Genomic DNA, 15,545 nt, shown 5'->3' on the forward strand with positions numbered 1-15,545 from the left:
TTATGAAAACGTAAACGAATAGAGCCATTATAGACAATTGTCAAGTTAATTGTCAAGGCTATAGAGGAAAAGTATGAACAATCCTGAAAAATGGGGTGAGAGACTCCGCGAACTGCGTGAAGAAAAAGAGATCACACAGCAGACAATTGCCCAGACTGTTGATAAGGATGTAACACAGATCAGTCGCTATGAACGTGGGGGTGGAGCTCAGAAGATGCCGAAGTCCTTCAGAAGGGAATTGCAGGGTCTGTTCACACCGAAGGAAATTATTTACATTGAGACGGGCGAGCGCGTGAGTAACGGTGCCGTATTTACAATGAACGATACCAAGAATAATGGCGCCAATTACGCCAATCAGATAAACGGTGATGCTCATTTCGGCGGAGATCCAATGATGCTAAAAGAAGATGCTACCGGCATGCTTAAAATACCAAAGAAAAGCGGTACTGGGATGGTTGCCATGGACTATTTCGGCGATGTGTATGCCAGCGCAGGCGGTGGGGCCTACAATGAAGAGGCGGCTATTTCGACCCCCATAGCATTTGAACGGTCGTTTCTGCGAAGTCATTTTGGGTTGGAGCAGTTTGCCGGCATGCACATCATCAACGCCACCGGCGACAGCATGTCCCCGACGATCATGAGCGGTGAGCTGCTGTTCGTGAACCCGTTTGAGAACGAGGGTTCCCGGATACACGACGGCGCCATCTACGTCATCATGTGCAGCGATGTTCTCCTGGTGAAGCGCGTCAGACGCAACCCCATCACAAAAGTAATGCGCCTGATCAGCGATAACGTCGATGTCGATGATATCGAGCTCGGGGAGGATGACATGGACAGTTGCAAAGTCATCGGCCGCGTCATCGGCCATTTTGAGAAGCTGTGATGCCTGCGTTCAACCAGAACGGGACAACGAACAACGGACCGACGGTGAACCAGCTGCATGGGAATGCCTATTTCTTCTCCTATTTTGAGGAGGCCCACCTCGACACAAAGGGGATGAAGGACTTCAAGGCCATCACAAACTACAGGCTCTATGAGATCTTGTACTACGTGCTTGCATTTTCATTTGTACTCCCGTCAGTGTACGCGGCCGAGGGCGTATCGAAGGCTATAGAGAACGACCTGTCATTTATGCTGTTCTTTCCACTGTTCCTGTCGTTGGGTGTCGTGTCTTCTATATTCGCAATCGACAAGCTGGCCGGTCATTATTCCATGACGAAGGTTTCACTGGAGAAGAACATTATGACCATGAAGGGGGTAGAGACCGACCTTGTAGATAGCGTTTATGAGGTGAAGCTGGGTGGGGTATTGAAAAAAAAGGTGCTGCTTTACCAGATCAGAAATGACAACGGCGATGTCAGAACATGGGAGCAGTCGATCACCTTTCGTTTCCGGGCGCAGGCGAATTTCTTTTACCGGTATGTGCAGTATGTGCAGCGGAAGAAGATGGAACAGATGATGAAGAAGGAGGTAGAGTAGCATAATGGGAATAGGGATCGATAATATAGAGCATCATTTACACCTCTTCCAGGGGCAAAATACGAGCTTCCCCTTTCAGGGATGGTGCGAACCAATTTATGCGGCGATGATTCGGGCATACCAGAACGATAACGGGCTGACTGTCACAATCGGAAACGACTATATTAAGAATATGATAACAGGCGAGTATCGTACCAATGCTACCTATAGCCCGATAGAAACAATCATCGGAAGAGCAGGAATTGAGAAAATATCATTGCACACCACTGATATCATGCTTAAAAATTTTCCGTCGCTCAAGCCCGAGGACAAAAAGGACCTGAAGGATTATTTGCAGTACCTTTTTATAGAGCTGATGAATAATGTTGCTGACCATGCCCACTCTGCTGTCGGCGGGTACACAATGGCGCAATACTTTCCGAGCGGAAGGCATATCCAGTTCGTGGTTGCCGACAGGGGTGTTGGCTTCCTTGAAAATATGAGACTAAATTACGATGATGTCAGCAGCGAGCTTGATGCGATAGTCAGAGCGTTCAACAAAGGCGTCACTTCCACCAGGCAGACAATGTATGGAGCTGCTAAAAATGCAGGATTTGGTCTCTATGCAATGCTCCAGATCATGCTGGAAACCGGCGGGAAGTTTGTCGTCATTTCGAATGGGGCTATGATGCGCTATAACGGGGAATTTGACATGATTGATCTTGATGTTCCGTGGAAGGGCGTCATTGTCGCTTTCGAGTTTGACGAAGCGAAAATCAACCATGATATGGATTACTTCAGGAACACATATTTATGGGGGGAAGACCTCGGGGAAGACGAGGACTTCTATAGTTAGGCGCTACGCTCTTTTGAGTATTTAATTACAAAGTTGATGGTATTTTTAATCCCATCCTTTGCATTGACCAGTTTCACTTTTCCACGGATATACTCGATGCCGAACGCACGGATAAAAATCCCGAAAAATTCATCAATGAAGGATTGTGTCACCTGGTCGACGCCTACGAAGTCAAGTGTAACTTCTTCACCGGCATCGAGCACAGGTTTCATTTTCTCCCTGATGATTTCACCGGCACCGCGAGAACCAATAAAGTCAAAACCACCGGTTTCCACTTTTACGTTGATTACGATGCTCATCGGATCACTCCTTTTTGGTGGCGTGATTATACCAAAGTGTAGAATAGATACACAAACAGTATAGTCATCATTTACCATCATTAATGCTTAAACGCTGTCACTAGCTGCGCAATGCAACAATAATTCTACTTCTCCTCTACAAGCCTACGTTCTGAAATGATACTCTTCACGGCATGCGTCGGCGAGGGGGATCCGTACCATGGTTCAGCTGTCATTTTTGAGCTTCACCATTGTCCCGGTAGCAAAAACTGACAAGATGCTTCCTGCGTTGCTGTTGTTGTAGGTGTGCTCAATTTTAACCGCTATGACGGCATCGGCCCCGGCGAGATAAGCCTTTTCTCTCAGTTCTTTATGAATATCTCTGTTGGCGTCGGAGAGCGCACGCTCCAGCGAGTTGATTCTCCCGCCTACGATGTCGCGTACAAAGCTAAAGAGATCCTTGATGATGTTGATACCGTAGATGCGCTGCGCCGTCACCATGCCGAGTCTTGTCTCAACCTGGTCGGAGATAGCCATTTCGGTTGTGAGCATGATCGAGTTTACGGCGTTTGCATTTGCGGCAAGCTCTGCCTCGCGCTCTTTTTTCAGCGCTATTTCGTTGAAGACATCCGGCGACTGACACTCTTTGCAAAGCCCATCCACCATATCAAGAACACTTACTACTTTGCCGCAGCTTTTGCATGTTGCCATACAATTTTCCTCCAAAAAATGAAATATACTTGACAATAGACTAAACAATTGTCTATTATTATGTATTCCAACACCCTTATCTGAGCAGCAGTTGGAAACCCTTTGAGGTGCTGCTCTTCAGATATCGGGACTCAAAGGAGCCAAAAATGGCACTTCCGAAACACCCATTCATCTACAAATCCGTGATCGCAGCGATGCAGCTTTTCGGCAAGAGGCATTCTGTTTCTGAGCGGCAGCACTTTGCCCCGCTGCTCGGATACAACGGGCCGAACGACCACATCCAGCTCTCTTCTGCACTTAATTATACGACATACAACCCATATAAACCTAAACCGTTATCAATCGACCAGCTTGTCGTCCTTATCGAGGAGCTGGGGCCTGATGCCAGGCCGATCATGGACGCGCTCGCCAAAAAGGCCGGCGGCGTGTTCGTGACAGAGGCCCAGGCGGCCGCATCGCACGACGACGTCCGCGACGAGCTGCTGCAGATCGCGGCACTGGCAGGCGACCTGTCACAGCAGTTCCTGACCTCGCTGCACAACGACGGGGTCATCGACGACCTCGAAGCCGAAGAGCTCGCGAGGATTGCCTACGAAGCCAGGCGGCAGATCAAGGCATTCGAAAATATGATCGAACAGGCGAAACAACCCCACGAAGAGGAGTAGAGCCATGAACGGACGTATGAAACGATACCACGGCATGATGAAGACGGTTCTTGAATACCTTGCTGCAGGGAATGAACTTAGCCAGTCGGATGCAGCAGATCTGTGGCGAGAGTTTAATTTACGGAACAAGATCAGCCAATTGGGACATGACGATTGGCCAATCCTCCGCAGGGATGAGCCTTCAAAACGAGGGGGAAAATACAAGGTTTACTATCTAGACCCAGACCGCAGTAAGTGGCCATACGATCCACTGGCCTCAGCATGATGGACGAACGACTCTATAACCTCTTCTTCGAACGGGCGGTGCTCTCTTCTGTCATCTTCGAGCCTGAGCAGATCGAGGAGATCGCCGGCATGCTCAGCGCGGAGGACTTCTACCTGCCGGCGCATCAGCACATATTCGAAGTCATTTCAGCGCTTGCCCGCGACGATAAGCCCGTAGACGAAGAGTTTATCCGCACGCGCCTGGCCCGCGAAGGGAAGTTCGACGAGCAAGCGATGATGGCGATACTGTCCGCGAATCCCATCTCGAACGTATCGGCCTACATCGAGCAGATCAAAGAGAAGGCGCAGAACCGTGCACTGTTGTCCCTGACGACCGATATCAAACGCATGGTAGAGGAGGAAGGCGCAGCCCCGGACGAGATCATAGGAGGATGTGTAAATAGCCTGGAGTACATCGCCGACAAGGGCATGGTCCGTGAGGACGGGACGCATGACTTTATTTCCGGGTTCCGCACGAAGTTCGCCGCGGCGTCACAGAAAGGTGAGCAACGGCTATTTTACAGCGGTGTCAGTTCGCTTGACGATCTGATAGGCGGGTTCGAGCCGGGATCTCTTGTCGTAGTCGGCGCGCGACCGTCGATGGGGAAAACAGCCCTGGCCGTCAATATGACGATCCACGCGCTTGAGAGCAGGCACGGCGTCTACTTCGACTCGCTGGAAATGCCGGGAGAAGATCTTATGCGGCGGTTGATCGCCGCGAAGTCAGGCGAATCCATCAGTGACCTAAAGCATGGCGTATGCCGTAATCTGGAAGCCGTGAGGGAGGCCGAGGCATTCTTCGACACCAAAAACTTCGTGCTGCGCGATGCGAGCTACATCACCATCGCCCAGCTGCGTGCCAGGGCGAAGCGTGAGCTGCGGCGCAACCGGAATATAAAGTACTGGTTCATCGACCACCTGCGCTACATCAAGCGCCCCGGGAAGCAGCGCGACGACCTGGAGGTCAGCGATATCACCAAGGAGCTGAAGAAGATCGCCAAGGAGTACGGCATAGTCGTCGTGCTCCTGAGCCAGCTAAACAGGGCGAACGAGCAGCGATCGAACAAACGGCCGATGCTTTCAGACCTGCGCGACAGCGGCGCGGTGGAGGAGGATGCTGATGTCATCATCTTCCCACACCGGGAGAGCTACTACCAGCGCAGCGAGAACCAGCGCGAGGCGCCGACGAACGACGCTGAGCTGATCGTGCCGAAGAACCGCGACGGGGAGTCAGGATTCGCACTGACGAAGTTTAACGGACCGACCGGCCGCTTTGGTTCATTCCCGGAAGTAGTGCACGAGTATGGGGCAGGCAGCTACAGCATGCCGACAATCTGAAATAAGGACGGGAAAAGTGAGCGTAAAGCTGATGGAGAAGGCGTGGAACGCCGACGTTAAAAAATCGGACAAGCTGGTGCTGTTGGCGCTTGCCGACAATGCTTCTGATGAAGGATACTGCTGGCCGTCATGGGAGACGATTATGCGCAAAACAGGCGTGTCCCAGGCGACGCTTTCCGGCGTGCTGAAGCGGCTTGAAGACATGGGACTTGTCAGGCGTGAACATCGGAAGAGAAAATCTGGAAGCAATGCATCAAACGGGTACTGGGTGCTGCAGGATCCAGAGAACCACACTTCAGAAACTGAACCATGCCACACTTCAGAAACTGAAGTACCCACACTTCAGAAACTGAAGTACCAGACTTCAGAAACTGAAGTACCATACGAACCGTCATGTAACCGTCATGATGAACCGTCACCAGAAACTCCGTCAGCATCATCGTCATCTTTTGCGAATGACGGACTGTTCAATGCTGTTTACTCTGAGCTCAGACTGTCAGGCGCTCAAAAGTATCTCGGGTCGAAGCAGAATGTTTACGCTGCATACCTGACCGTGAAGGAGTTCATCGGCATCCGCGACCTGGCTGTTGCGTACAAGCGCTACACGATGGGGGTCGTCTCAGGTGAAAATATCGTCGGACTCGCCACCTTCATCGAAAATGAGATGTACCTGAGCTTCCTTCCGAGGGAGATGGTGCTGGTGCTGGATGAAGGTAGGGAGATATCCGGCATCAGAAACGGCGATGTGTTCCAGGCAGAGAGCGGAGAGCAGTTCCAGTTCAGCGACGCACGGTTCGTCGAAAAGCTGCGGGCCGGGGAGATCAGATTTGACAACGGGGGCGGAAGATGAACAACACCTTTGCGGACATGGTCGAGCGGATGAAGGATGTACTGTCGAATGAGATCGGCGGGAAGGTATGCGACAAGAATGTTGCTTTCTCCCTGGAGATAGAGCCGGCGGTGATGGCGAACATGAAGTACAAGAATAGGATCCCGTACGATGCCGTTACCGGGTTTTGCATCGAGAAACGTGTCAGCGTCAACTGGATGCTATTCGGGATAGGACCTATGGAGATGAAAGATGCCGCGAAAAGTCTGTAACGCTCCCGGGTGTAACAAGCTCGTACCGTACAACGAACGGTACTGCGATGATCACCTCCGCGACGAAGTGAAGCGCCGCAACGACGACTATGACAAGAACCGCCGCGATCCGAGAGCGACACGGTTCTACAACTCGTCAGCGTGGAAGTCGGTCAGGGAAAAAGTGATGCGCGATGCCGGCGGGCTATGCCGATCATGCCTTGAGCATGACTTGACGGTGACCGCCAATGTCGTCGACCACATTGTCCCGATCGAGGTCGACTGGTCGAAGCGTCTTGACAAAGACAACCTGCAGCCGCTTTGCCATTCGTGCCATGCGAAGAAGACAGCCAACGATGAAAGACAGTATGGGAGGGGGGCATGAAATACCTACAGATCGGACACGCCAAGACCGATGCCCCTCTCAACTTTTTACAAAAACCATTTCGCAGGGGGTAGGGCTTGAAGCGTAAACCTGTTGACTGGGAGAAACTTGAAAAAGACTACCGCGCAGGTGAGTTTGCCACCAAGGCTGCCATGGCTGAGCGATACGGATGCAGCACGACCGCCATCAACAAAAAAGCCAAAAAGGAGGGATGGCCTATTTACGAGCCCCGCAGCGAAGTTCTGGAAAAAGTTTCGAAGAAGCCGCCTGCAAAACCTCATGAAAAAATACTCGGACCGATTGCCATGCGGAAGATCGACGAGCTGAAGAATGAACTCGGAGAACATTACAGTTCCGTTGACGAACCGCTAATCGTCAGCTACGCAAAATCGTATGAGCGATACCTAGACCTCGAGAAACGGATGGTCGATGAGGACGTGATAGCCTACAGCTCAAAGACAGGATCTGCATACATCCACCCGCTGTTCAATGCGATCCAGATGACGCAGAAGACACTCGTCACACTTGCGGGGCAGCTGGGGCTGTCGATAGCCAGCCGTAAAAAGCTCGGGATCAACTTTAACGGGGAGGATGGTAAAAGAACCCAGAGCCTGTTCGATATCGCCGGTACGATAAACAATATGGATGTCGATGTCTAAGCCGTATTACGAAAAAACATTCGAGCGCCATGCCAATGACCTGAAGACTGTTGAGTCTGGACTGCGAGACGACATCCGATTTAATAAAAAGCTCGGCCTAGCCTACGTCGCTGTCATTGAGAAGCTGCACCACTTCGAGGGGGAGCTGGCCGGGCAGCCTATCGTTCTTGAAAGCTGGCAGAAAAAGGCTATCGTCATCCTGTTCGGATGGCAGAAAAAGCGCACAGGGAAGGACGGTAGCCCGCTTTTAAAGGACGGAAGGCCTCAGTGGATTCGCCGTTTCACGACAGCATTTTTCTTCATCCCTCGCAAAAACGGAAAATCAATCCTTGCATCAGGCATCGGTATCTCTGAATCAGTGCTCACGGTTGAGAAGGGAAACCAGATCGTAAGCTTCGCAACGAAGCGAGAACAGGCAAAGATCGTCTGGACCGGCTGCGAGAAGATGGTAGATTATAATGACGATCTCCGCAAAGAGACCCGCATCGCATACAGCACGATCCACATCAACCCGACCGACACGACTATCAAGCCGCTTGGCCGTGATGACAGGTCCTATGACGGGCTGAATGTCGGCCTCGGTATCGGCGACGAGATCCACGCGCACCCGGACCGCGGCATGATCGAGGTCGTGAAGAGCTCCCAGGGATCGCGCCTGCAGCCGCTGATGCTCTACATCACCACAGCCGGGTTCGATACGGCATCGCCAGGATATCAGGAGTACGAGTACGCCAAGCAGGTACTCGACGGCGTGATCGAGGACGACAGCTATTTCGCCTTTGTCGCAGAGCTGGACCCTGAAGACGACCCGTTCGATGAGGAGGTATGGGTAAAAGCAAACCCTAACCTCGGTATATCAAAGAGCTGGGACTACATGCGCGTTGCGGCGCACGAGGCGAAGACGCGGACCGAGGCGCTCAACAACTTCCTCGTTAAGGATCTCAACCGCTGGGTGAATGCTGCAGAGAACTTCATCTCGTTCGAGGCATGGAGGGCATGCGCGGACAAAAACCGCGATGTGTCAGCAGCGAAAGGAAAGCTGCTGGGCTTCGACCTCAGCCGTGTGGACGACTTCACCTCACTCGGGGCCACGTACCTCATGCCGGACGACACGGTCCATATCAAAACACACTTTTACATCCCGGAGGACAACATCGCCGAGCGAGAACGGGAGCTGCGTGTTCCGCTGAGCAAGTGGATATTGGAAGGTCACATTACTGCGACGCCCGGGCCGACAATCAACCAGAAGTACATCAAGCGCGACATGATGCAGAAGATCACAGACGAAGGCATCGACGAGATCTGCTATGACGCCTACCTGGCGAAAGAGATGGTCTTCCAGATAGAAGACGAGACCAGCTTCGAAGGGTTCGTGCAGATCCGGCAGGGGTTCCGCGACATTTCCGTACCGACGTACGCCTTCCGCGACGCGATCATCAGCAGGACGATGACACACGACGATAACCCCGTCATGAACTGGATGGTGTCGAACCTTACCGTCGTCACCGATGCCAACGGAAACGTGAAGCCGGATAAGTCTAAGCGCACGCGCAAGATCGACGGCTGCGCCGCAGTGATCAATACCTTCGCCCGCATCAGCAACTTCGAGCCTCCGAAAGAGAGCATTTACGAAACCAGAGGGGTACGATCTGTATAAAAGCATAATCATTTTGATTATGAAACGGCGTTTTAACGATTTTTGGTTGTAGATTTTCAGCATGAACGAGCTGAAAACTGCATTTTTCCTTTACTTTTTCCTGCTTCTCATCGCCGCAGGCTTCGGAATTTCCGCCGCTTTGGCCTTCCCGCAGTACAAAAATTACGCTATTTCAGCCGCATTTTTCGCCCATTCTTCCCTTATCTCATACCTTTTTTGGCAGTTTGTCCGCGAAAAATATCCGAAAAAGCAAAACGGCGGTGAAGCATGAGCCTGATCGGCCGCCTTTCGCATCGGGAAACGTCTACGCTAGCAAAACCGACCGAATGGCTGTCTGCCATGTTCGGCGGTGCGTCGAAGTCCGGCGCGAATGTCACACAGAAGACTGCGCTGGAGCATAGCACCGTCTATGCCTGCGTTAAGATCGTATCGGAGTCCATGGCTTCCCTCCCGCTCTCCGTCTATCGCAACATGACGAAAAACGGGAAGACCTACAAGGAAAAGGCGCTCGACCATCCGCTGCACTTCCTTCTCCATGATGAGCCGAATGATGATATGACCTCATTCACATGGATTCAGGTCGTGCTGATCGTTTTGCTGCTTCGCGGGAACCATTACTCGCAGATCGTCCGCAGTCAGGCCGGAAGGATCATCGGCATCTACCCGCTAGACGCTGACCGTATGACGGTCGTGCGTCTATCCAGCGGAAAAATAGGCTACATCTACCGCAGTGAATCCTATGGAGAAGTTCCATTGTCCGCCGAAGAGGTGCTGCACTTCATCGGGATGAGCCTTGACGGCATCATCGGCATGAGCGCAATAACTTACAACCGCAATACAATCGGGATGGGGATCACCCTTGAAGAGTTCGGAGGCACGCTATTCAAAAACGGTGCCTACCCGAGCGGCGTCGTCACCGGCGAAGGCGTCCGTGAAATGAGTGACCTTGCATTCAAGCGGTTTAAAGACAGCTTTAATGAACAGTACCATGGAGCCGATAACGTCGGTAAGACAATCCTGCTAGAGGACGGCTTCAAGTTCACCCCCATCACTATTAGCAACAAAGACGGACAGTACCTTGAGAGCCGTAAATTTACCAAGGCCGAAATCGCCGCCATGTTCGGCGTACCGCTACACAAGATCAACGAACTCGACAAAGCGACCTTCTCCAATATCGAGCAGCAGTCGCTCGAGTTCGTCATCGACGCCATCCGCCCCTGGGCTGTGCGGATGGAAAAAGAGATGAAGCGCAAGCTCTTCACGCCTGCGGAGAAAAAGACGTACTTCGTCCGCTTCAACCTTGGGGCGCTGCTACGCGGTGACACAGAGTCCCGTTACAAAGCCTACGAATCTGCCATCACCAAGGGGTGCTGGATGACGCGTAACGAGGCGCGCGAACTCGAAGACCTTAACCCCATCGAAGGGCTGGACGACATCATCGTCCCGCTCAATTTCACAAAGGAGGGACAGCAAAATGCGAACCAAGGCTGAGATCATCGCCCGCATGAATGAAGTCGGCATGTCACAGCGCATCTGCGCCGGATCATGCCAGGCATTCCGGGCGGTCGATACCGGTCTGATCGACCAGGATAAAAAGATGGTGCCGTTTGTCGCCATCAGCGCCAATAATGCAGGCGAGCGGATGGACTGGTGGACCGATGAGATCTATATCGAAGAGCTCGATGTCAAAGGCGCGAAGTTCGACCGGCTCAGAACCATGTTCAAAGACCATGCGAAAAGCGTCGATAACGCAGTGGCGCGGCTTGAAAATGCTCGAGTCGATGCTGGAGCGTTCAAAGTGGACGCCTACTTCGGCACGGACACGAACAGCTACGACGTCTTTCGCAAATATGCTGATGCCATCCTTACCGATGTCTCCGTCGGGTATATCGTCAACGATGTGCAGATTACTGAAACCAAGGGCGAGCCGATGCATGTGCTTGTCACCGACTTCGAGGTCGTCGAGCTTTCGGCGGTCTGGCGCGGTTTCGACGGCGGTGCGACAGTCGGGCGCTCGGCAACCCAAGGCGGCGAAGGCGTGCAGCCCAAGCTTCACAGCGCGGACATCCTCCGCAGAAAACTAAACCTCAAAACAAAGGACACAAAATGAACCTTGAACAACTGCGCGCCTTCCTGGCGGAACTTGATGGAAAAATGCGGTCCATGCTCGACGAAAACCCTGATGGGCTGACCGACGAGCAGAAGAAAACCTACGACGAACTCGAAACGCAGTTCGATGAAACCCGTGCGAATATCGAAGATGCAGAAAAGCGCCAGGCAAAAGCAGAAGCACGCTCGCAGTACATGGGTCAGCCGCAGCGCCAGCCGCTTGTTGCATCTCCGAACGGAGGAAACCGGAACGAAGATGACAAAGAAAAAACGCTTTACCGTGAAGCGTTCTGGACGGCACAGCGCCGCCATGCCATGACGGAGCCCATGACCCGTGCGCTGCAGGTAGGCACCGACTCCGAAGGCGGATACATCGTGCCGCAGGAGTTCCAGACTTCACTTGTTCAGGCACTTGACGATGAGAACGTCTTCCGCGGTCTTGCTTCTGTCGTCACGACGATGAGTACCAAAAATATCCCGCTCGAAAATACGCGTGGCAATGCAGGATGGGTCGATGAAGAGGGTGCATATCCTGAATCCGATCCGGTCTTCGGTCGTATGCAGCTCGGCGCGCACAAGCTCGGCCGCATCATCAAGGTTTCCGAAGAGCTGCTCAACGACTCCTTCATTAACATCGAGGCCTATATCGCGCAGAACTTCGCACGCTCCTTCGGCGCAGCGGAAGAGGCGGCATTCGTAAACGGAGACGGCACCGGTAAACCGCGCGGCGTACTGCTCGATGCGGCGAACGGCGTAACGGCGGCCAGCGCCACGGCGATCACCGCCGACGAGATCATCGATCTGTTCCACTCCGTCAAGGCAGGGTACCGCAAGAACGGCACATGGCTGATGAACGACAGCACGGCGAAACTGCTTCGCAAGCTCAAAGACTCTAACGGTCAGTATCTCTGGCAGCCCGGCCTGCAGGCAGGTGTCCCTGACATGCTTCTCGGGCGCCCTGTGGCATACAGCAGCTCCATGCCTGCCGTCGCCACAGGTGTGAAGTCCATCGCCTTCGGCGACTTCGGCTACTACCAGATCGGTGATCGCGGAAGCGTCAGCATGCAGCGCCTCAACGAACTGTATGCAGCCAACGGACAGGTAGGTTTCCGTATGCACAAGCGTGTTGACGGACGCCTGACACTTGCAGAAGCAGTCAAGACACTGACACAGTTGTAAAGGCTAAGTCATGGATAAGTTGAAGGTAGTCCTGAACACAGGACTTTCAGGAACAGACGGGAGCTTCGGAGCAGGGGAAGAGGTTGATCTTCCCCTCGAAGAGGCCCTGCTGCGTATCGAACGTGGCGAAGCGGAACCGAAGGTTAAAAAACATTATGAAGCCGCCCTCGAAAAACGGGAAAAGCTTGCACAGGAAGCTGCCGAAAAGCAGGCTGCCATCGATGCCGTCGCGAAAAAGGACGAGCTGACAGAGCGCTTGCGGGGCATCTACCGCGAAGAGGCAGAAGTCTCCGCCGCTCTAGCGGGCGTCATTCTCTCCGATGAGGAGATCGAAGACTTCGTCAAAACCCGCATGGAAGGCGAACCGCCTTTCAGGCCTGAAGAAGGCGGCAACGGGAAATGACCATGAACCTCGTGCTCAAAACGTCTCCATCCGGCCAGGTTGTTTCGACAGCGGAAGCGAAAGCGCATCTCAATGTGCTGCACGGCGATGACGATGCCTACATCGACACGCTGATCGCCGTCGCTACCGAGCAGGCTGAGGAGATCACAGGGCGGCAATTCCTGACAGCGACCTATGAGCTGTACATGGACGATCTGCCGCTCAGTTTTGAGCTTCCGAAGCCGCCGATGGCTTCGGTGACGTCCGTGGAGTACATCCCGGACGGAGAGGCTGTGTTTTCCACGCTTGACGCGGCGCTCTACCTGGTCGGCAAGGGTGATGTCACGGAGATCGTACGCCACCCGGACGCAACCTACCCGGACGTCGAAAATATCATCGACGGCGTCCGGGTGACGTTCGTATGCGGGTACGGGGCATCGGCAGACGTCCCGGCGCCCATAAAGCACTGGATCAAGAAGCGCGTCGCGACGATGTACGAGATGCGCGAGGAGCAGACGGTCGGCGTCAAGGCGGAGATCGCCGAAAGCGAATACGACCGCTATCTCCTAAGCAAGTATAAGGTGAGATGGCTATGAGATCCGGAGCGCTGCGTACCAAGATCGTGATCAATTCGGCAACGACGACACGTTCGGCTACCGGTGCGCCAGTAGAGGCGTTTGACACCGTCATCGCTACCTTTCGTGCAGACGTAAGGGACATCAAGGCGGAGAACCGCTTCCTGTCACAGCGCTTCAACAGCATGGTGACAAAGCAGCTCTACGTGCGCTACGTTCCAGGGCTTGAGGCCGGGATGCGGTTCGAGCTCGACGGGGCGACCTGGCAGATCGAACCGCCCCGCGACATCACCGGCAGGAAGCGCAGTCTTGAGCTGCTTGCGTCGGAGGTGCTCGATGTCTGAAGCACGCGGTCTGAAAGAGCTTAGCAGAGCGCTGAAGCAGTTCCCGCCGAACGTTCAGAAAAACATCATGGTCGGCGCTGTCCGGGCGGGCGCATCGCTGCTGGCAAAAGAGGAAAAGAAAAACCTGAAGCCGCACGACGACACTGCCCAGACGCGCAAGTCTGTCGGCATCGTCAGGCGCAAAAGCGACAACAAGAACATTGTGAAATTCTCTGTGGGCCCCCGGAAGTCAAAGGGCGGCTGGAAAGCACACTTCCTCGAGTACGGCACCTCGAAGATGGCAGCCATCCCCTTCGCACGCCCCGCCTTTGAGAACAAGGGGCCCGAAACGATCGACGCCGTAAAGAAGTACGCAGCAAAGCGGATCCCGAAAGAAATTGAAAAGGCCAAAAGATGAGCATCGAAACAGATCTGTTTTCGCATCTGTCAAACGACTCCGGCGTGAGCGCTTTGGTAGACGCGAGGATATATCCTCTCACCATGCCCCAGGACTGCCAGAGTCCGGCGATCACCTACCAGGTGATCAACAACCGGGAACTGCAGTCCATCAACAAGAGGGTGCCATGGGGGGAGGAGGTCCTTGTTCAGGTCGACTGCTGGAGTAAAGATTTCGACGAAACTCTGGCCGTCAAGGATGCGGTACAGACGGCCATGCACAGCTTTGCGCAAAAAGCGCACGGCTTTAACTCGCGTGCAATGCCGTTTGAACCGGAAACCAGGCTGCATCGTCAGCTCATTGAATTCTATGTGAAAGGATAACCACATGCCTACTACTACATCACCGGATTTTGAAGGTCTGACGGTATCAGTCGACGCCGCGCCCGGCGGAACGCCGGCGGGGTCCCCGTCCGAGATCGGGCACCTGCAGGACATCAACCCCATCATCGACAAGTCGCGCAACTCAAAGAAGTACACGCCGATAAACAACTCTGCTTACGATGAGATCGTATCGGTTGGTTCTCTGATGAACGGCGACTTCACGGCACAGGTGCTCTATGACCCGGAAGCGTCCGAAGGCGTCAACAAGCTTGAAAGCGGCATCGACAACAACGAAGAGGTGCAGATCATCATCGAACTGAACAACTCGCTCGGCACGAACGGTACCAAGTTTACTAAGTTGGTCAAGGTGACGGCATTCAAGGTCGACGGTGAAGTCGACGGGAAGCTGCTCGCATCCATCACGGCGGCACAGATCGGCAGCACGACTAAAACAGCGGCGGCCGTCTGATGCTGAGTAAAAAAGAGATCCTCGAAAAGCTGAAGCCGCAGGTCGTGGCGCACCGCATCGATGCGCTCGATGCCGATATCAGCATCCGCAGGATGCCTATGTCGGAGCGCATCGAGATCGAGGAGGCTTTCCTCGAGACCATCGACGGTGAAGAAGGGAAGAAAAAGGTCCTCCCGAAAGACTTCCAGCGCCTCCAGGCAACGATCGCGGTCATAGCCATGGTCGATGATGCAGGTGAGCAGCTTTTCGACAGCGTTGACGAGCTGTACTGCCTCGCCGGTCCTGTCCAGTCGATTGTGTCTGAAGCATACATGGTCGCCACAGGGTCGAAAGAGCCAAAAAAGTCGAAGGCCGACTGAGGCTCTTCCGGGTAGCGC

24 protein-coding genes are annotated in these 15,545 nt (G+C 53.5%); 22 read left to right on the plus strand and 2 right to left on the minus strand.

Annotated elements, in window-relative coordinates; genetic code table 11:
- Positions 1–73 precede the first annotated feature (73 nt).
- The 3 genes from WCX72_RS09860 to WCX72_RS09870 are packed head-to-tail and all read left to right on the plus strand — an operon-like array spanning position 74 to position 2,314.
- Positions 74–883 carry a LexA family transcriptional regulator gene (locus WCX72_RS09860; RefSeq protein ID WP_345969619.1) on the plus strand — a complete coding sequence of 270 codons (810 nt, stop codon included), beginning with the start codon at positions 74–76 and terminating at the stop codon, positions 881–883.
- Complete coding sequence (locus tag WCX72_RS09865) at positions 883–1,479, plus strand: hypothetical protein (RefSeq protein ID WP_345969620.1); 597 nt, start codon at positions 883–885, stop codon at positions 1,477–1,479. The genes WCX72_RS09860 and WCX72_RS09865 overlap by 1 nt, the downstream gene beginning before the upstream one ends.
- Before the next feature lie 4 nt (positions 1,480–1,483).
- A complete protein-coding gene (locus WCX72_RS09870; RefSeq protein ID WP_345969621.1) occupies positions 1,484–2,314 on the plus strand; it encodes an ATP-binding protein in 831 nt (276 codons plus the stop codon).
- Here WCX72_RS09870 and WCX72_RS09875 read toward each other — a convergent pair.
- Together WCX72_RS09875 and WCX72_RS09880 are read right to left on the minus strand one after the other, a co-directional pair.
- Positions 2,311–2,613 (minus strand): STAS-like domain-containing protein, encoded by a 303-nt coding sequence (locus WCX72_RS09875; RefSeq protein ID WP_345969622.1) that lies wholly within the window; start codon positions 2,611–2,613, stop codon positions 2,311–2,313. The two genes, WCX72_RS09870 and WCX72_RS09875, sit on opposite strands and share 4 nt — an antisense overlap.
- A 204-nt stretch (positions 2,614–2,817) precedes the next feature.
- Entirely contained in the window at positions 2,818–3,303 is a 486-nt protein-coding gene (locus WCX72_RS09880; RefSeq protein WP_345969623.1) for a heavy metal-binding domain-containing protein, read from the minus strand.
- 146 nt (positions 3,304–3,449) lie between these two features.
- On the opposite strand from WCX72_RS09880, the gene WCX72_RS09885 reads away from it, so the two are divergent.
- The 19 genes from WCX72_RS09885 (at position 3,450) to WCX72_RS09975 (ending at position 15,527) form a co-directional block, all read left to right on the plus strand.
- Positions 3,450–3,968 (plus strand): phage regulatory CII family protein, encoded by a 519-nt coding sequence (locus WCX72_RS09885; protein WP_345969624.1) that lies wholly within the window; start codon positions 3,450–3,452, stop codon positions 3,966–3,968.
- Positions 3,969–3,972: 4 nt separating this feature from the next.
- The gene (locus WCX72_RS09890) at positions 3,973–4,233 is read left to right on the plus strand and encodes a hypothetical protein (RefSeq protein ID WP_345969625.1); all 261 of its coding nucleotides are present in this window, start codon (positions 3,973–3,975) and stop codon (positions 4,231–4,233) included.
- Positions 4,230–5,570: a DnaB-like helicase C-terminal domain-containing protein gene (locus WCX72_RS09895; RefSeq protein WP_345969626.1), complete on the plus strand. Its 1,341-nt coding sequence runs from the start codon at positions 4,230–4,232 to the stop codon at positions 5,568–5,570. Before WCX72_RS09890 ends, WCX72_RS09895 begins: the two co-directional genes overlap by 4 nt.
- 16 nt (positions 5,571–5,586) lie before the next feature.
- Positions 5,587–6,420 (plus strand): helix-turn-helix domain-containing protein, encoded by an 834-nt coding sequence (locus tag WCX72_RS09900; protein WP_345969627.1) that lies wholly within the window; start codon positions 5,587–5,589, stop codon positions 6,418–6,420.
- Positions 6,417–6,671, plus strand: coding sequence for a hypothetical protein (locus WCX72_RS09905; protein ID WP_345969628.1), 255 nt, complete (start codon positions 6,417–6,419; stop codon positions 6,669–6,671). The genes WCX72_RS09900 and WCX72_RS09905 overlap by 4 nt, the downstream gene beginning before the upstream one ends.
- A complete protein-coding gene (locus tag WCX72_RS09910) occupies positions 6,652–7,035 on the plus strand; it encodes an HNH endonuclease signature motif containing protein (protein WP_345969629.1) in 384 nt (127 codons plus the stop codon). Before WCX72_RS09905 ends, WCX72_RS09910 begins: the two co-directional genes overlap by 20 nt.
- A gap of 77 nt (positions 7,036–7,112) precedes the next feature.
- On the plus strand, positions 7,113–7,694 hold the full coding sequence (locus WCX72_RS09915; RefSeq protein ID WP_345969630.1) for a P27 family phage terminase small subunit: 582 nt from the start codon (positions 7,113–7,115) through the stop codon (positions 7,692–7,694).
- Positions 7,687–9,351 (plus strand): terminase TerL endonuclease subunit, encoded by a 1,665-nt coding sequence (locus tag WCX72_RS09920; RefSeq protein ID WP_345969631.1) that lies wholly within the window; start codon positions 7,687–7,689, stop codon positions 9,349–9,351. Before WCX72_RS09915 ends, WCX72_RS09920 begins: the two co-directional genes overlap by 8 nt.
- 61 nt (positions 9,352–9,412) lie before the next feature.
- Positions 9,413–9,622, plus strand: a complete 210-nt coding sequence (locus WCX72_RS09925) for a hypothetical protein (protein WP_345969632.1) — start codon at positions 9,413–9,415, stop codon at positions 9,620–9,622.
- Positions 9,619–10,842: a phage portal protein gene (locus tag WCX72_RS09930; RefSeq protein ID WP_345969633.1), complete on the plus strand. Its 1,224-nt coding sequence runs from the start codon at positions 9,619–9,621 to the stop codon at positions 10,840–10,842. Before WCX72_RS09925 ends, WCX72_RS09930 begins: the two co-directional genes overlap by 4 nt.
- Positions 10,826–11,461 carry a peptidase gene (locus tag WCX72_RS09935; protein ID WP_345969634.1) on the plus strand — a complete coding sequence of 212 codons (636 nt, stop codon included), beginning with the start codon at positions 10,826–10,828 and terminating at the stop codon, positions 11,459–11,461. Before WCX72_RS09930 ends, WCX72_RS09935 begins: the two co-directional genes overlap by 17 nt.
- Positions 11,458–12,639, plus strand: coding sequence for a phage major capsid protein (locus tag WCX72_RS09940; RefSeq protein WP_345969635.1), 1,182 nt, complete (start codon positions 11,458–11,460; stop codon positions 12,637–12,639). Before WCX72_RS09935 ends, WCX72_RS09940 begins: the two co-directional genes overlap by 4 nt.
- 10 nt (positions 12,640–12,649) lie before the next feature.
- Complete coding sequence (locus tag WCX72_RS09945) at positions 12,650–13,042, plus strand: hypothetical protein (RefSeq protein WP_345969636.1); 393 nt, start codon at positions 12,650–12,652, stop codon at positions 13,040–13,042.
- A complete protein-coding gene (locus WCX72_RS09950; RefSeq protein ID WP_345969637.1) occupies positions 13,039–13,617 on the plus strand; it encodes a head-tail connector protein in 579 nt (192 codons plus the stop codon). Before WCX72_RS09945 ends, WCX72_RS09950 begins: the two co-directional genes overlap by 4 nt.
- Positions 13,614–13,940: a phage head closure protein gene (locus WCX72_RS09955; protein WP_345969638.1), complete on the plus strand. Its 327-nt coding sequence runs from the start codon at positions 13,614–13,616 to the stop codon at positions 13,938–13,940. The genes WCX72_RS09950 and WCX72_RS09955 overlap by 4 nt, the downstream gene beginning before the upstream one ends.
- Entirely contained in the window at positions 13,933–14,337 is a 405-nt protein-coding gene (locus WCX72_RS09960; RefSeq protein WP_345969639.1) for an HK97-gp10 family putative phage morphogenesis protein, read from the plus strand. The genes WCX72_RS09955 and WCX72_RS09960 overlap by 8 nt, the downstream gene beginning before the upstream one ends.
- Positions 14,334–14,699: a DUF3168 domain-containing protein gene (locus tag WCX72_RS09965; protein WP_345969640.1), complete on the plus strand. Its 366-nt coding sequence runs from the start codon at positions 14,334–14,336 to the stop codon at positions 14,697–14,699. The genes WCX72_RS09960 and WCX72_RS09965 overlap by 4 nt, the downstream gene beginning before the upstream one ends.
- A gap of 4 nt (positions 14,700–14,703) precedes the next feature.
- Complete coding sequence (locus WCX72_RS09970) at positions 14,704–15,168, plus strand: hypothetical protein (protein WP_345969641.1); 465 nt, start codon at positions 14,704–14,706, stop codon at positions 15,166–15,168.
- Positions 15,168–15,527, plus strand: coding sequence for a hypothetical protein (locus WCX72_RS09975; protein ID WP_345969642.1), 360 nt, complete (start codon positions 15,168–15,170; stop codon positions 15,525–15,527). The genes WCX72_RS09970 and WCX72_RS09975 overlap by 1 nt, the downstream gene beginning before the upstream one ends.
- Positions 15,528–15,545: the final 18 nt, after the last annotated feature.

Source organism: Thiomicrolovo immobilis, from assembly GCF_039645955.1.
GTDB lineage: Bacteria > Campylobacterota > Campylobacteria > Campylobacterales > Sulfurimonadaceae > Thiomicrolovo > Thiomicrolovo diazotrophicus.

Bases quoted from the DNA above. Each gene is read 5' to 3' on its own strand.
- WCX72_RS09890 (WP_345969625.1), top strand. From the start codon at position 3,973: ATGAACGGACGTATGAAACGATACCACGGCATGATGAAGACGGTTCTT.
- WCX72_RS09945 (WP_345969636.1), top strand. From the start codon at position 12,650: ATGGATAAGTTGAAGGTAGTCCTGAACACAGGACTTTCAGGAACAGAC.
- WCX72_RS09860 (WP_345969619.1), top strand. From the start codon at position 74: ATGAACAATCCTGAAAAATGGGGTGAGAGACTCCGCGAACTGCGTGAA.
- WCX72_RS09965 (WP_345969640.1), top strand. From the start codon at position 14,334: ATGAGCATCGAAACAGATCTGTTTTCGCATCTGTCAAACGACTCCGGC.
- WCX72_RS09885 (WP_345969624.1), top strand. From the start codon at position 3,450: ATGGCACTTCCGAAACACCCATTCATCTACAAATCCGTGATCGCAGCG.
- WCX72_RS09905 (WP_345969628.1), top strand. From the start codon at position 6,417: ATGAACAACACCTTTGCGGACATGGTCGAGCGGATGAAGGATGTACTG.
- WCX72_RS09950 (WP_345969637.1), top strand. From the start codon at position 13,039: ATGACCATGAACCTCGTGCTCAAAACGTCTCCATCCGGCCAGGTTGTT.
- WCX72_RS09895 (WP_345969626.1), top strand. From the start codon at position 4,230: ATGATGGACGAACGACTCTATAACCTCTTCTTCGAACGGGCGGTGCTC.
- WCX72_RS09920 (WP_345969631.1), top strand. From the start codon at position 7,687: ATGTCTAAGCCGTATTACGAAAAAACATTCGAGCGCCATGCCAATGAC.
- WCX72_RS09870 (WP_345969621.1), top strand. From the start codon at position 1,484: ATGGGAATAGGGATCGATAATATAGAGCATCATTTACACCTCTTCCAG.
- WCX72_RS09935 (WP_345969634.1), top strand. From the start codon at position 10,826: ATGCGAACCAAGGCTGAGATCATCGCCCGCATGAATGAAGTCGGCATG.
- WCX72_RS09865 (WP_345969620.1), top strand. From the start codon at position 883: ATGCCTGCGTTCAACCAGAACGGGACAACGAACAACGGACCGACGGTG.
- WCX72_RS09940 (WP_345969635.1), top strand. From the start codon at position 11,458: ATGAACCTTGAACAACTGCGCGCCTTCCTGGCGGAACTTGATGGAAAA.
- WCX72_RS09930 (WP_345969633.1), top strand. From the start codon at position 9,619: ATGAGCCTGATCGGCCGCCTTTCGCATCGGGAAACGTCTACGCTAGCA.
- WCX72_RS09875 (WP_345969622.1), bottom strand. From the start codon at position 2,613: ATGAGCATCGTAATCAACGTAAAAGTGGAAACCGGTGGTTTTGACTTT.
- WCX72_RS09925 (WP_345969632.1), top strand. From the start codon at position 9,413: ATGAACGAGCTGAAAACTGCATTTTTCCTTTACTTTTTCCTGCTTCTC.
- WCX72_RS09880 (WP_345969623.1), bottom strand. From the start codon at position 3,303: ATGGCAACATGCAAAAGCTGCGGCAAAGTAGTAAGTGTTCTTGATATG.
- WCX72_RS09970 (WP_345969641.1), top strand. From the start codon at position 14,704: ATGCCTACTACTACATCACCGGATTTTGAAGGTCTGACGGTATCAGTC.
- WCX72_RS09960 (WP_345969639.1), top strand. From the start codon at position 13,933: ATGTCTGAAGCACGCGGTCTGAAAGAGCTTAGCAGAGCGCTGAAGCAG.
- WCX72_RS09910 (WP_345969629.1), top strand. From the start codon at position 6,652: ATGCCGCGAAAAGTCTGTAACGCTCCCGGGTGTAACAAGCTCGTACCG.
- WCX72_RS09975 (WP_345969642.1), top strand. From the start codon at position 15,168: ATGCTGAGTAAAAAAGAGATCCTCGAAAAGCTGAAGCCGCAGGTCGTG.
- WCX72_RS09955 (WP_345969638.1), top strand. From the start codon at position 13,614: ATGAGATCCGGAGCGCTGCGTACCAAGATCGTGATCAATTCGGCAACG.